Origin of the sequence: Pseudomonas sp. DG56-2, from assembly GCF_004803755.1 — a bacterium.
Taxonomy (GTDB): domain Bacteria; phylum Pseudomonadota; class Gammaproteobacteria; order Pseudomonadales; family Pseudomonadaceae; genus Aquipseudomonas; species Aquipseudomonas auratipiscis.
Genome location: NZ_CP032311.1, coordinates 3292104 through 3305828, shown reverse-complemented (window position 1 = coordinate 3305828; position 13725 = coordinate 3292104). Strand labels below are relative to the sequence as shown.

Annotated in this window: 11 protein-coding genes; 2 read left to right on the top strand and 9 right to left on the bottom strand. The window is 61.0% G+C overall.

Annotated features, from left to right (window positions below; translation table 11 throughout):
* Positions 1 to 8 precede the first annotated feature (8 nt).
* The gene (locus D3Z90_RS14765; protein WP_136476763.1) at positions 9 to 815 is read left to right on the top strand and encodes an alpha/beta fold hydrolase; all 807 of its coding nucleotides are present in this window, start codon (positions 9 to 11) and stop codon (positions 813 to 815) included.
* Positions 816 to 2043: 1228 nt separating this feature from the next.
* On the opposite strand, the gene D3Z90_RS14760 is transcribed toward D3Z90_RS14765, so the two are convergent.
* Positions 2044 to 2874 (bottom strand): alpha/beta fold hydrolase, encoded by an 831-nt coding sequence (locus D3Z90_RS14760; RefSeq protein WP_136476762.1) that lies wholly within the window; start codon positions 2872 to 2874, stop codon positions 2044 to 2046.
* Between the two features lie 226 nt (positions 2875 to 3100).
* Here D3Z90_RS14760 and D3Z90_RS14755 point away from each other — a divergent pair, with 226 nt between their 5' ends.
* Positions 3101 to 3295, top strand: a complete 195-nt coding sequence (locus D3Z90_RS14755) for a hypothetical protein (protein WP_136476761.1) — start codon at positions 3101 to 3103, stop codon at positions 3293 to 3295.
* Between the two features lie 20 nt (positions 3296 to 3315).
* Here the strand turns inward: D3Z90_RS14755 and D3Z90_RS14750 are convergent, their stop codons facing one another.
* The 8 genes from D3Z90_RS14750 to D3Z90_RS14715 all read right to left on the bottom strand — a co-directional run bounded on the left by D3Z90_RS14750 (position 3316) and on the right by D3Z90_RS14715 (position 13701).
* On the bottom strand, positions 3316 to 3684 hold the full coding sequence (locus D3Z90_RS14750; protein ID WP_136476760.1) for a Rho termination factor N-terminal domain-containing protein: 369 nt from the start codon (positions 3682 to 3684) through the stop codon (positions 3316 to 3318).
* Positions 3671 to 4633 carry a DUF72 domain-containing protein gene (locus tag D3Z90_RS14745; protein WP_136476759.1) on the bottom strand — a complete coding sequence of 321 codons (963 nt, stop codon included), beginning with the start codon at positions 4631 to 4633 and terminating at the stop codon, positions 3671 to 3673. Before D3Z90_RS14745 ends, D3Z90_RS14750 begins: the two co-directional genes overlap by 14 nt.
* 74 nt (positions 4634 to 4707) lie before the next feature.
* Positions 4708 to 5901 carry a GGDEF domain-containing protein gene (locus tag D3Z90_RS14740; RefSeq protein WP_136476758.1) on the bottom strand — a complete coding sequence of 398 codons (1194 nt, stop codon included), beginning with the start codon at positions 5899 to 5901 and terminating at the stop codon, positions 4708 to 4710.
* 188 nt (positions 5902 to 6089) lie between these two features.
* On the bottom strand, positions 6090 to 6914 hold the full coding sequence (locus D3Z90_RS14735; protein WP_136476757.1) for a peptidylprolyl isomerase: 825 nt from the start codon (positions 6912 to 6914) through the stop codon (positions 6090 to 6092).
* A gap of 12 nt (positions 6915 to 6926) precedes the next feature.
* Positions 6927 to 7610 carry a respiratory nitrate reductase subunit gamma gene (narI, locus tag D3Z90_RS14730; RefSeq protein WP_136476756.1) on the bottom strand — a complete coding sequence of 228 codons (684 nt, stop codon included), beginning with the start codon at positions 7608 to 7610 and terminating at the stop codon, positions 6927 to 6929.
* Between the two features lie 13 nt (positions 7611 to 7623).
* Entirely contained in the window at positions 7624 to 8391 is a 768-nt protein-coding gene (gene narJ, locus D3Z90_RS14725) for a nitrate reductase molybdenum cofactor assembly chaperone (protein WP_136476755.1), read from the bottom strand.
* The gene (gene narH, locus D3Z90_RS14720; protein WP_136476754.1) at positions 8384 to 9940 is read right to left on the bottom strand and encodes a nitrate reductase subunit beta; all 1557 of its coding nucleotides are present in this window, start codon (positions 9938 to 9940) and stop codon (positions 8384 to 8386) included. The genes narJ and narH overlap by 8 nt, the downstream gene beginning before the upstream one ends.
* Positions 9937 to 13701, bottom strand: a complete 3765-nt coding sequence (locus tag D3Z90_RS14715; RefSeq protein ID WP_136476753.1) for a nitrate reductase subunit alpha — start codon at positions 13699 to 13701, stop codon at positions 9937 to 9939. The genes narH and D3Z90_RS14715 overlap by 4 nt, the downstream gene beginning before the upstream one ends.
* Positions 13702 to 13725: the final 24 nt, after the last annotated feature.

Here is a 13725-nt window from a genome sequence, read left to right as displayed (position 1 = left end):
GGTCTTGCATGTCTTCGTCTATCAGTACCGAATCGCTCTGGATCGATACCCCACAAGGGCGGCTGTTCTGCTGTCGCTGGTTTCCAGCAGGTGAAGTACAGCGCCCGCCGGAGCCACCTGTCGTGCTTTTCCATGACTCGTTGGGTTGCATCGCCCTGTGGCGCGACTTTCCCCAACTGCTGAGCCAGGCAACCGGCCGTGAGGTGATTGCCTATGACCGACTCGGTTTTGGGCAGTCCGATATGTATCCAGGCACGCTACCTCTTGAGTTTATCCGCGATGAGGCCGAGCGCTTCTTTGCCTGCGTTAAAGCGGCGTTGCAGCTCGACCGATTTGTGGCGCTTGGGCACAGCGTCGGCGGCGGCATGGCGGCAGCCTGTGCCTCGATGTATCCGCAACAGTGCATGGCGTTGATTACCATCGCGGCGCAGGCGTTTGTTGAAGATCGCACGCTGCAGGGCATACGTGAGGCTGAAGCACAGTTCGAAAACCCGGCGCATATGGCACGCTTGGAAAAATACCACGCCGACAAAGCGCCCTGGGTGTTGGGCGCCTGGACCAAAACCTGGTTGGCACCGGCATTCAGCGAGTGGAAGATCGAGAGCGCAATCGACGAAATACACTGCCCAACCCTGGTACTTCACGGTGAGCATGATGAGTACGGTTCTGCGAAGCATCCAGAGCATATCGCCACGCTGTCCAAAGGGCCGAGTGAAAGTTTGATTCTCGATGGTTGCCATCATGTTCCGCATCGGGAGGCGCCTGAGGTGGTAGTGGCTGTGGTCGGCAAGTTTCTGGCTGAGCGGGGCCAGTAAGCCCTACGGTGCTCGCAGGCCATCCATGGCCTGCACCCGACTACGCAATACCTACACTCAGCCTACTGAAGGGACGATCCAAGGTGTCTGGGCTGACGATGTACGAAGCGCCAGATCAACATCAAAATCTGAACACCAGCGCAGCGCTGTTGCTGTTGCTGTGCTTCTCCCTACCCAAATCGTGCAGACGCCACAAATCGTCCCTTCAGTAGGCCGAATGGAACCCTTGCGTAGTGGGGCGACGGCCATGGATGGCCGGCGAGCGCCGCAGGGCCAGGACGGCCCTTCGGCGCGGTCCCCACGGGAGCAAGGGTGGAATGAGGGAACCCGAAGCGCAGCGTAGGGCCGGATGCAGGGACAGGGGGTTTTGCCCACTTTTGCCCCGACAAAAGTGGGTCGCCGTAAAGGCGAAACCAGCCAGTGGTGCCACTGCATCAAACGGATATGCCCATCGCCACTCGAGCCACATTTTCGGTGCTCACCCGCTAACAGGCCCGATGCGTAGTCAGTGACGCATACAGCCAGACGCTGATCCATTGGCATGGGCGGTTTGGAGTCACCTTTGCGCCCTTACGGCGCATCCCTTTTGTCTTGGCAAAAGGAATCAAAACCGTGTGTCCCTGCATCCGGCCCTACGCTGCGCTCCGGGTCCCTTCGCTCCGGCATTGCTCCCGTCGGGACCGCACCGAAGGGCCGTCCTGGCCCTACGGTGCTCGCAGGCCATCCATGGCCTGCACCCGACTACGCAATGCCTACACTCAGCCTACTGAAGGGACGATCCAGGGTGTCTGGGCTGACGATGTACGAAGAGCCAGATCAACATCAAAAGCTGAACACCAGCACCTCGCTGTTGCTGTCGCTGTTGCTGTGCTTCTCCTTACACAAATCGTACAGACACCACCAATCGTCCCTTCAGCAGGCCGAATGTAACCCTTGCGTAGTGGGGCGACGGCCATGGATGGCCGGCGAGCGCCGCAGGGCCAGGACGGCCCTTCGGCGCGGTCCCCGCGGGAGCAAGGGTGGAATGAGGGAACCCGGAGCGCAGCGCAGGGCCGGATGCAGGGACAGGGGGTTTTGCCCACTTTTGCCCCGACAAAAGCGGGTCGCCGTAAGGGCGAAACCAGCCAGTGGTGCCACCACATCAAACGGATATGCTCACAGCAATTCGGGCCCCCCTCGACAAAGCGTCGCAGATATGTGCCCCGAATTGCCCAGCGATCTCCAACCATCAACTCCGTAAAAACGCGAGCAAATCAGCATTGATGGTTTCGGCATGGGTGGTCGGCATGCCGTGGGGATAGCCCTTGTAAGTTTTCAATGTGCTGTTGCCAAGCAGCTTGGCCGACAGCACCGCCGAGTTTTCGTAAGGCACAATCTGATCGTCATCGCCATGCATCACCAGCACCGGCAGACTGAGACTTCTCAGATCTTCACTGAAGTCGGTCTGCGAAAACGCCACGATGCCGTCATAGTGGGCCTTGGCGCAGCCCATCATGCCCTGGCGCCACCAGTTCCAGATCACGCCTTGCGACGGCGCCGCGCCCGGTCGGTTGTAGCCATAAAAAGGGCCGGCAGGAATGTGGTAGTAAAACTGCGCACGGTTGGCGGCAAGTTGTGCCTGCAGGTCATCGAACACCGATTTGGGCAAGCCACCCGGGTTGCTCGCGGTCTGTACCATCAATGGCGGTACCGCACCGAGAATCGCCGCCTTGCTGGCGCGGTCCTGGCCGTGGCGGGCGAGGTAGTGCACCACTTCGCCACCGCCGGTGGAATGCCCGACGTGCGCCGCGCCGCGTACGCCCAAGTGATCGACCACCGCAGCAACGTCGTCGGCATAATGATCCATGTCATGGCCGTCCCAGACCTGGCTGGAGCGCCCATGACCGCGCCGGTCGTGGGCGATGACGCGATAGCCCTGTGCCAGGAAGAACAGCATCTGGGTGTCCCAGTCATCGCTACTCAGGGGCCAGCCGTGATGGAAGAAAATTACCTGGGCGTCGCGGGGGCCCCAGTCTTTATAAAATATCTCAACGCCATCTTGGGTGGTGACGAATGCCATGTTCGTTGCTCCTCATTGATGTGGTGGATGCATACCGCGCTGAAGGTGAACTATGAGCATAGGAGAGCCAGCCTGTGGTGCTGACCCAGGTGATCAAGTGGCCGTAAGCTTTAGCCACCGTTGGTCAGGGTTTTACGCGGTGGAGTGAATCCCGGGTTTTTGCCGTACTCCGACCTTATGTACGGTCCCGCGCCGTACATTTCCGAAATCATCAGGAGCACAGCTCATGCGTATCACCCCATTGCTATGTCTGTTCGCCAGCCTGACCCTGCTCGGTGGCTGTTTCGACCGCGATCCCGACCATCCGGCCAAGGATGCCGACCAGAGCAAGCCATCCCTGCAGATGCAAAAGCCCGACGAGCCGAGCAGCCCACCGGCGCCCGACAGCCCGGCTATGCCACCCAAGCCCGAGAGCCAATGAGCAAAGCGCAAAACCCAACGCTATGACAGTGCCTTAACCAACTCGCCCTTGCGCATGGTCGAGCGCCCCGCGATGTTCTGCTTACGGGCCCGGTCCATCAGCTCGGCCTTGGTCATGTCTTCCAGGTGTTGCTCCGGCCGGGGCACGCCGTGCTTGGTGGCGACGGCACGCTGCGCTGAGGACTTTCGCGACTTGGCCTTGGCTTTGGCACTTTTGGTTTGTCCAGAGCCGCCCTTACGTTCACCGCCGCCCGACTGCTTGTTGACCGTGGCCCACGCGCGGGCCTCGGCCTCATCCTTGGACACACCTTTGTTTTCGTAGCTTTCCTCGATGTGCTCGGCCTTGCGCTTCTGTTTGTCGGTATATTTGTCTTTATCACCGCGTGGCATGGTAGCTCTCCTTTGGATTGTGCCGGTGCCCCGGTGCCGCCATCTCCGGCAGGACCCCTGGTTCGGTAGTCAGTTCGCCATCCAGGCCGAGTTTGTCCAGCAAGCGCCGGGCGTCGTACGGGGCATGAACTTTTTGGTCGTTGTCGAAATAGCAATAGATGTCGCGTTTTGCGCGCTTGGGTGCGGCCAGGGCAGTGGCCAGCCGGGCGTCGTCGGGTTGCGTGCCGTGACTCCAGGCCTGGATCCGCAAGCGCCAGCGGCGCAGGGCGCTGGCGGTATAGCCGCTGCTGTAGAGCTCGACGTCACCGTGCAGGCGCAGGTAGACGAAGTCGGCGGTCAGATCCTCCACATATGGCCATTTTCCGGCGCTGTCAGAGACCACCAATGCCACTTTGTGCTTGCGCAGGAGCTTGATGAATGTGTCGCAGAGAAAGCTCTCGTGGCGAATTTCCACGGCATAGCGCAACGCTGCATTGCCAGTGATGTCGGTGCCGCCACTGTCCCTGAGTCGCTGTGCGCAGTGTTGGGCGCAGGCTTTGGCGGCCTTACGATCACGGGGTAGCAGGTCGAGAAAGTGGGCGAAGCGTTGTTCGTCAAACTTCATGTTCGGTGGAAACTGCCAGAGGATGGGGCCGAGTTTATCGCCCAACAACAGGGGACCTGAGGCGAAGAAATTGGCCAGCGGCTCTTCGACCTCTTTCAAGCGACGCATATGGGTAATGTAACGGGGTGCCTTGAGCGAGAACACGAAGTCGTCAGGGGTCTGTTCACGCCACTGGCGATAGCGCTCCGGCGTTTGCAGGGCGTAGAACGAGCCGTTGATTTCGATACTGTTGACCGCCCGTGAGGCGAATGCCAGTTCATCGGCTTGGCGTAGCCCTTTGGGATAGAAGTCCTTGCGCCAAGGGCTGTAGCGCCAACCGGATATGCCGATGCGGATCTCGCTCACGCTGCCTTCCTTACTATTCAAGCGGCCTGGAAACAGGCCATTGTTGAATAGCGACCGACAGCGGCTAGGCGGGTTCAGGAAGACTGACGAGTGGGCAGGGGCAGCGGCTCGGAACTCACAATGGTGCGATCGACCAGGCGAATGCTGTCACGTCCGCCGCGCTTGGATTCGTAAAGCGCGGCGTCGCCTTGCTCGATCAGGGCCGCAAGGCTTGCTGGCGGTTGGTTGAAGAAGGTCGCGCCAATGCTCAGGGTCACTGCAGAGGGGGTTACAAAGGCGTGCGATGCGGTGCTGTGGAACTGCTCTCGCAAGGTGCTGCCCAGCTCTTCGATGCGCTGCTTTGAGGTATTGCTCAGCAGAATCACGAATTCGTCACCGCCTAGTCTTGCCGCCAGCGCACCTTCAGGCAGGTGCGAACGAATCATCTCGCTCAGGGCCACCAGCAGCCGGTCTCCGGCGGAATGACCGTGCAGATCGTTGACGCCTTTGAAGTTGTCGATATCGATCAACAGCAGCGCCGCCGGCCGGGTTGGCGACACGCCTTGCAGCAGGCGAGACGCACGCACCTCCAGGGCCCGGCGGTTGTACAGGGCGGTCAATGGGTCGCGCGCAGCCAACCGTGCTATGCGTGCTTCTCGGCGATGACGCTCGGTGCCGGTCATTGACAGTGCTATCAACATGATCGCCATTGCACCTTCGACCAGCGAGATCTGGATGATTTCTCCCTGGAAGGCCGCCAGATTTATCAGCGTGCCCGGCACCACCGGAGTAAAGGCCTTGACCAGATAGAACAGGCCGTGGACCAGCAGCACGTAGCGCAGTTGCACCGCGCCGACGCTCAGTGATTTGCCGTGTGGGCGCAGCAGCGAACTGGCCCTGAGCGCCAGCAGCGCCACCAATAGCGAGTTGGCCATCAGCATCACCTTTGACCACCACGGCTCGCTGGGCAACAGCAGTAGGGCCAACCAGGCAACGAAGACCAGGTACCAGCCTCGTGACAGGCGCGTCTCGGTAAAACGTGCGACGCCCATCAGAAACAGCCAATGCGCGGTAACCAGCAGGCCGTTGGCGAACCAGATACCGATCAACAGCAGCCCGCTCATGCGCAGCAATGCAAGGGTCGAACCGACGGTGATCGTGGCAAACCCCGCGCTCCAGAACAGCAGCGAGGGTTCACGTACGCTGAGCCATTCGACCGCCAGATACAGGGCGGCGGCAGCGGCGAGTGCGATGGAGAGAACTAAAAGCGTGGGAGGGTCGAGTGCCATAGCCGGACTGGCCTGTCTGATGTGCAGGAAATGGCTCAATTGTAAGCGTACGAGCCGATTTTTTCCGCGTTCCGACGTATAACGCTTTCACCGCGGAGCGCCCCGTTGTAGAGGGCGCCCCGATTATTCACGACTTTGACGCAAACGTGTGCTTGTTGTTGCCTCCATCCGTCGTAGCGCCTGGGTTACTACAGTTCGGTGCGACGGTTACCTGACCCCTCGATAGGGTCGTCATCGAGGTGAAAGCCGTCCACTCCGATCTCTGCCTCCAGCGCCAGCAGGTACTGACGAAGGGCTTGGCGAGTCGCCTCTTCGCGCAGACTGTGGCGCACCCGCTCGGCTACCTGGGCAAAGGGCAGGGGCTTGCGCTCCTGGCGCTCGTCGAGGCTCACCAGGTGCCAGCCGTAGCGCGACGCCAGCGGGCGATCGTGCAAGCCGGCTGGCAGGCGCTGCAGGGCCTGGTCCAATTCGGCAACGGTCTGGCCCGAGGTCAGCCAGCCCAGATCGCCGCCTTCGTCCTTCGAGGGGCAGGCAGAATGGCGCTGGGCCATTTCGGTGAAACGCTCGGGGTGCTCGCGCAACTCCTCCAGCAGCGTTTCGCCAAGCCGGTAGTGGGCGTCGCGGGCACGGGCATCCTCGGGGGCCGCTGGCAACAGAATATGGCGTACGCGCAGCCGGGTCGGCTCGCAGAAGCGTTCGCGGTGGGTGGCGAAGTAGCGACGACACGCCGCTTCGTCCGGTTCCGGCACCGCCAGTTCACGCTCCAGCAGAGCGCTCACGGCCTGGTCACTCTCATCATCAGCACCGATTTTCAGGCCGAGCATCGCGGCGCGCTGGCCGAGCAGCTCACGCACTACCAGAGCGCGGGCGGCCTTGAGTTGCGCTTCGGCCAGTGACGAGGAGGGGTGAAACGGTGTCTCGCGGGCGATATCGGCCTCGCTGAGCAGGGTGTCACCAACCCGAATCACCGCTGCCGGACTGTGCGGCAGGTTTTCGACGGCAATCATGTCCATGTCAGTCTCCTGTTAGCCGCGGCGGCGGACAATCTGGTAATTACGCCCAAGGTAACCCAGCGGAATACTCCACACGTGAACCAGACGGGTGAAAGGAAACAGCAAGATAATGGTCAGGCCGAGGAAGATGTGCAGTTTGAAGATCAGCGGTGTGCCGATCAGGTGACTGGCCGCATCGCCGTGGAAGAACACGATTGACTGTGCCCAGTTGGCCAGCCTCAACATCATGCCTCCATCGAGGTGGTCCAGTGAAAAGAACACGGTGATAAGCCCGAGCGTGGCTTGCAGCAGGAGCAGGGCGATAATCAGGTTGTCCATCACGCTGGATGATGCACGAACCCGCGGGTTGAACAGTCGCCGCCAGAGCAGCATGGCACCACCGATGACGCACAGCACTCCGGCAACGCCGCCAAAAATGATCGCCATGAGTTGCTTGTGCCCAGCCGACAGAAACGGGGCGTAAACCCAGTGCGGGGTCAATAGACCGATCAGATGGCCGAAGAAGATCGCCAGGATGCCAATGTGGAACAGGTTGCTGGCCAGGCGCATATGCTTGGTGGAAAGCATCTGGCTGGAGCCGGTTTTCCAACTGTACTGGCCGTGGTCGTAGCGCAGCAGGCTGCCGAGCAAAAACACGGTGCCGACCAGGTAGGGATAAAAGCCGTATAGCAAATGAAGCAAGTAGTCTTCGTACATGATAAGCCTCCGTTCAACCACGGTCCGACATTGCTGATGGCATGACCTGAATGACTTGGGGAATAGCTTCGTACTTGCGCTCGGCCAAGCGTCGGCCTTCGCTGGATTGCAGGCTGCAGTCCTGGTCGGACTGGGCCTCGAAGCGCACTGCCTCTTCCTCCCAGACCGCGTCCAGCGCCTGCGGGGTATTGTCCAGAGGCTCGGCGCTGGCAACCGGGCGCTGCTCGTCGATCGTGTCGCTGGCACCGATCAGTGTCAGCAGTGCACGGGGCACCAGGGCGTAGCGGCTGTTGCGCTCCTCCAGGCGTGCACCGAGAAGCGCCAGGATCGGCTGTATCTCGCCAAGCCACTGACCAATCTGTCCATGGTCACGGGTAGACAAATACTCCAGCAGCAGCGGCAGGTGATCGGGCAGTTCGCGGGCATCGAGCTGAAAACCTGCCGCTTCGTACTCTGCCAGCAGGTTGACCATCGCCTGGCCGCGATCGCGCGACTCACCATGCACGTGCTCGAACAGCAGCAGCGAGGTGGCTCGGCCACGATCGAACAACTCGACGTAGGCTTCCTCGATATCCAGCAGCTCACTGGCCGCCAATTCCCGGCACCACTGCACCAATTGCGTGCGCAAGGATGCCGGCCAGCGCGATTCAGCCTCGATCAGGCCGGTCATCTCGGCGCTGGCAGCTTGCAGTTCGGCGCTGGGGTAGTCGAGCAGACGGGCCAGCACGCGCAAGCTCAGCAAACCCTGGGCCTGACTGTTGAACACCGGGGCCTCATTCATGGCGGCTGTCCTCCAGCGGGTCGAAGGTTTGCACAGGTTTGACCAGGGTGGTGGTCTGCCGGCGTCCGCCAAACAGGCTGACTTCACTTTTGCCGCCGTTGCAGCCGTCGCCAAAAGTGAAGCCGCAGCCGCTGCGCTCGGCAAATACGTCGGGGATCTGCTCGCGGTGGCCGGTGGGGATGACAAAGCGGTCTTCGTAGTTGGCGATGGCCAGGTAGCGGTACATTTCCTCGACCTGGTGCTGGCTCAGGCCAACCTCGTCGAGCACGGCGGTGTTGACGGTGTTGTCGACATGCTTGGCGCGCATGTACACACGCATTGCCATCAAACGCTTGAGCGCCAGCACCACTGGCGCCTCTTCTCCAGCGGTGAGCATGTTGGCCAGGTAGCGCACGGGAATGCGCAAGGACTCAATCTTGGGCAAGACACCGTCGAACTCGATATGGCCCGCTTCAGCGGCGGACTGGATGGGGGACAGCGGTGGTACGTACCAGACCATTGGCAGGGTGCGGTATTCAGGGTGCAACGGTAGGGCCAGTTGCCAGTCGATAGCCAGTTTATAGACGGGTGACGCTTGCGCTGCAGCGATGACATTGTCGGGCACGCCATCCTTTCTCGCCTGTGCGATCACTTGCGGATCGTTCGGGTCGAGGAAGATTTCGCATTGGCGGTGGTACAGATCACGGTCGTCGGTCGAGGCCGCCACTTCTTCGATGCGATCGGCGTCGTAGAGCAGCACGCCAAGGTAGCGAATGCGCCCCACACAGGTTTCCGAGCATACCGTCGGTTGGCCGCTTTCAATCCGTGGATAGCAGAAGATGCACTTCTCGGACTTGCCGCTTTTCCAGTTGTAGTAGATTTTCTTGTAGGGACAGCCGCTGACGCACATCCGCCAGCCACGGCACTTGTCCTGGTCGATGAGGACAATGCCGTCCTCTTCGCGCTTGTAGATTGCGCCACTGGGGCAGGCGGCTACGCACGCAGGGTTCAGGCAGTGTTCGCACAGGCGCGGCAGGTACATCATGAAGGTGTTTTCGAACTGGCCGTAGATGTCGGCCTGGATCTGATCGAAGTTGACGTCCTTGCGCCGCTTGGCGAATTCGGTGCCCAGCAGTTCTTCCCAGTTGGGCCCCCACTCAATCTTCTTCATGCGCTGGCCGGAGATCAGCGAGCGTGGCCGTGCCACCGGCTGGTGGTCGCTCTGCTTGGCGTTGTGCAAGTGTTGGTAATCAAAGGTGAAGGGTTCGTAGTAGTCGTCGATTTCCGGCAGGTCGGGGTTGGCGAAGATGTTCGCCAGCACCCGCCATTTGCCACCGATGCGCGGGTTGATCGAGCCGTCGGCGTTGCGTACCCAGCCACCGTTCCATTTTTTCTGGTTCTCCCATTCCTTGGGATAGCCGATTCCTGGCTTGGTCTCGACGTTGTTGAACCAGGCGTATTCAACACCTTCACGGCTGGTCCAGACGTTTTTGCAGGTGACCGAGCAGGTATGACAACCAATGCACTTGTCGAGGTTCAGGACCATGCCGACCTGGGAGCGAATCTTCATTTCACGGACTCCTGCTGGTAATCGTTGCCTTCACCGTCCAGCCAGTCGACATTGCGCATCTTGCGCACGATGACGAACTCGTCGCGGTTTGAACCTACCGTCCCGTAGTAATTGAAACCGTAGGACAGCTGCGCATAACCCCCAATCATGTGGGTAGGTTTGGGGCAGACCCGGGTGACCGAGTTGTGAATACCGCCGCGCGTGCCGGAGACCTCGGAGCCAGGAATATTGAGAATGCGTTCCTGGGCGTGGTACATCATTGCCATGCCCGGTCGTACCCGTTGGCTGACCACGGCACGAGCAGCGATAGCACCGTTGGCGTTGTAAAGCTCGATCCAGTCGTTGTCGACAACACCAATGGCCTGCGCATCAGTCTCGGACACCCAGACAATCGGGCCGCCGCGAGAGAGCGACTGCATCAGCAGGTTGTCGCTGTAGGTGGAGTGGATGCCCCACTTCTGGTGCGGGGTCAGCCAGTTCAAGGCGATCTCCGGGTTGCCGTTGTCGTTTGGCACGGCAACACTGGCAATGGCCTTTGTGTCGATGGGCGGGCGATAGACCATCAGGCTCTCACCGAAGGCGCGCATCCACGGGTGATCCTGGTAGAACTGCTGGCGCCCGGTAACGGTGCGCCAGGGGATCAGCTCGTGAACGTTGGTGTAACAGGCGTTGTAACTCACATGCTCGTCTTCAAGGCCCGACCAGGTGGGGCTCGAGATGATCTTGCGTGGCTGCGCGACCAGGTCGCGAAAGCGAATCTTCTCTTCTTCCTTAGGGCGCGCCAGGTGCGAGTGGTCGCGGCCGGTGATCTTCGACAGCGCCTCCCAGGCTTTGACTGCTACCTGGCCATTGGTTTCGGGTGCCAGGGCAAGGATCATCTCTGCGGCATCCAGCGCCGAGGCGAGTTTCGGCCGGCCTTGGGCAGAGCCTTCATGCTTGCGGTAGTTGAGTTTGCCGAGCAGGTCGACTTCTTCCTGGGTTTTCCAGGCAATCCCCTTGCCGCCGTTGCCGATTTCATCGAGCAGGGGACCTATGGAGCTGAAACGCTCGTAGGTCTCGGGGTAGTTGCGCTTGACCTCGATGAGTGACGGCATGGTCTTGCCGGGGATCGGCTCGCACTCGCCTTTTTTCCAGTCGCGTACTTGGGGTTGCGCCAGTTCGCCGGGGCTGTCGTGCTGCAAGGGCAGGGTCACCAGGTCGGTTTCCTCGCCCAGGTGACCGACACAGACACGGGCGAAGGCCTGGGCGATGCCGTCGTAGATCTGCCAGTCGCTGCGCGCTTCCCAGGCAGGGTCGGTGGCGGCCGTCAGGGGGTGAATGAAGGGGTGCATGTCCGAGGTGTTGAGGTCGTCCTTCTCGTACCAGGTGGCAGTAGGCAGGACCACATCCGAATACAGGCAGGTGGTGGACATGCGAAAGTCCAGGGTCACCACCAGGTCGAGCTTGCCTTCGATCGGCGTGTCAGTCCATTGCACTTCTTCAGGCTTCTGGCCGCCAGCGACGCCCAGGTCTTTGCCCAGTACACCGTGACGGGTGCCGAGCAAGTACTTGAGCATGTACTCATGTCCCTTGCCGGAGGAGCCGAGCAGGTTGGAGCGCCAGACAAACAGGTTGCGCGGGTGATTCTGCGGGTTGTCCGGGTCTTCGCTGGCAAAGCGCAGTTTGCCGCTCTTGAGTTGCTCGACGGTGTAGTCGGTCGTGCTCTGCCCGGCGGCCTGGGCGGCGGCGGCCAGGTGCAATGGGTTGGTGTTCAGTTGCGGCGCCGATGGCAACCAACCCATTCGCTCGGCGCGTACGTTGAAGTCCACCAGGCTGCCGCTGAAGTCCTGCGGGCGGGCCAAGGGGGAGAGCAGCTCGCTGACCTCCAGCTTTTCGTAGCGCCACTGGCTGGAGTGGTTGTAGAAGAAAGAGGTGCTGTTCATGTGGCGTGGTGGTCGCTGCCAGTCGAGCGCGAAGGCCAACGGTGTCCAGCCCGTTTGCGGACGGAGTTTTTCCTGGCCGACATAGTGCGACCAACCGCCACCGCTCTTACCCACGCAGCCACAGAGAATGAGCATGTTGATCAGCCCCCTGTAGTTCATGTCCATGTGGTACCAGTGGTTCATCCCGGCACCGACGATGATCATCGAGCGGCCATGGGTCTTGTCGGCGTTCTCGGCGAACTCGCGGGCGATGCGGATCATCTGTGCAGCAGGTACCCCGGTAATCGCTTCCTGCCAGGCTGGGGTATAAGGGCGCATCTGGTCATAGGTCGTGGCACCGTCGTCTTCGCCACTGCCGCCGACCGTGGCGCTCAGACCCCGGTCGATGCCGTAGTTGGCCGCGGTCAGGTCAAACACCGTGATCGCCAGGATTTCGCGGCCGTCAGCCAGGCGCAGGCGTTTGGCCGGCACGTTGTGATGGATCACATCGCGCAGCGGTACGTTGGGAAAGTGCTTGTGCTCGATACCGCCAAAGTACGGGAAAGCCACCCGTGCCACTTCGTCATGGCGCCCCAGCAGCGACAGGCACAGGTTGATCTCGGTGCCCTCGGCATCTACCTGCTCCAGGTTCCAGTGTCCCGACTCCCCCCAGCGAAAGCCGATGGAGCCGCGCGGCACGACCAGGCGCTCGCTGCTTTCGTCCCAGGCGATGGTCTTCCACTCGGGGTTGTTGGCCTGGACCATGTTGTCGGCAAAATCACTGGCGCGCAGCTGTTTGCCCGGTACCAGGCTGCCGTCCTCGCGAGGCTCGAGCTCGACCAGAATCGGCATATCGGTGTAGCGGCGGATGTAATCGGTGAAGTAGGCGCTGGGTTTGTCGAGGTGGAACTCCTTGAAAATCACATGGCCCATGGCAATCGCCAGGGCAGCATCGGTGCCTTGTTTGGCGCTCATCCACTCATCGCAGAGCTTGGAAATTTCCGCGTAGTCGGGGGTGATGGCGATGGTTTTGGTGCCCTTGTAGCGCACCTCGGTGAAAAAGTGTGCATCCGGGGTACGGGTCTGCGGAACGTTGGAACCCCAGGCGATGATGTAGCCGGAGTTGTACCAATCGGCAGATTCGGGAACGTCGGTCTGCTCGCCCCAGACTTGCGGTGAGGCGGGCGGCAGGTCGCAATACCAGTCGTAGAACGACAGGCACACGCCACCGATAAGTGACAGGTAACGGGTGCCGGCCGCATAGGACACCATCGACATCGCCGGGATCGGCGAGAAACCGGCAACGCGGTCAGGGCCATATTGCTTGACGGTGTAGACGTTGGCTGCGCCGATCAGGGTCTGCAGCTCATCCCAGTCACTGCGCACGAAGCCGCCGCGACCGCGGATCGACTTGTACTGCCGGGCCTTCTCGGGGTTTTCGACGATGCTCGCCCAGGCCAGCACCGGGTCGCTGTTGGCTGCGAGCGCTTCACGCCAGAGCTGAATCAGTGCCTTACGTACCATCGGGTACTTGAGGCGGTTGGCGCTGTACAGGTACCAGGAGTAACTCGCGCCGCGGGGGCAACCACGTGGTTCGTGGTTCGGCAGGTCGGGGCGGGTACGCGGGTAGTCGGTCTGCTGGGTTTCCCAGGTCACCAGGCCATTCTTCACATAGACCTTCCAACTGCACGAGCCGGTACAGTTCACGCCGTGGGTCGAACGCGCAATTTTGTCGAACTGCCAGCGCTGGCGGTAACCATCCTCCCAGTCTCGGCTTTCGTCGCGGGTTTCACCGTGGCCACTGGCAAATTCCGGGGGGCGATTGACCAGATAACGCAGGCGGTCGATGAAGTAACTCATGTCTATCCTCCTTGGCGTATATGC

Coding starts and splice junctions, on each gene's coding strand:
- D3Z90_RS14765 (WP_136476763.1), top strand. CDS start 9: ATGTCTTCGTCTATCAGTACCGAATCGCTCTGGATCGATACCCCACAA.
- D3Z90_RS14760 (WP_136476762.1), bottom strand. CDS start 2,874: ATGGCATTCGTCACCACCCAAGATGGCGTTGAGATATTTTATAAAGAC.
- D3Z90_RS14755 (WP_136476761.1), top strand. CDS start 3,101: ATGCGTATCACCCCATTGCTATGTCTGTTCGCCAGCCTGACCCTGCTC.
- D3Z90_RS14750 (WP_136476760.1), bottom strand. CDS start 3,684: ATGCCACGCGGTGATAAAGACAAATATACCGACAAACAGAAGCGCAAG.
- D3Z90_RS14740 (WP_136476758.1), bottom strand. CDS start 5,901: ATGGCACTCGACCCTCCCACGCTTTTAGTTCTCTCCATCGCACTCGCC.
- D3Z90_RS14735 (WP_136476757.1), bottom strand. CDS start 6,914: ATGGACATGATTGCCGTCGAAAACCTGCCGCACAGTCCGGCAGCGGTG.
- narI (WP_136476756.1), bottom strand. CDS start 7,610: ATGTACGAAGACTACTTGCTTCATTTGCTATACGGCTTTTATCCCTAC.
- narJ (WP_136476755.1), bottom strand. CDS start 8,391: ATGAATGAGGCCCCGGTGTTCAACAGTCAGGCCCAGGGTTTGCTGAGC.
- narH (WP_136476754.1), bottom strand. CDS start 9,940: ATGAAGATTCGCTCCCAGGTCGGCATGGTCCTGAACCTCGACAAGTGC.
- D3Z90_RS14715 (WP_136476753.1), bottom strand. CDS start 13,701: ATGAGTTACTTCATCGACCGCCTGCGTTATCTGGTCAATCGCCCCCCG.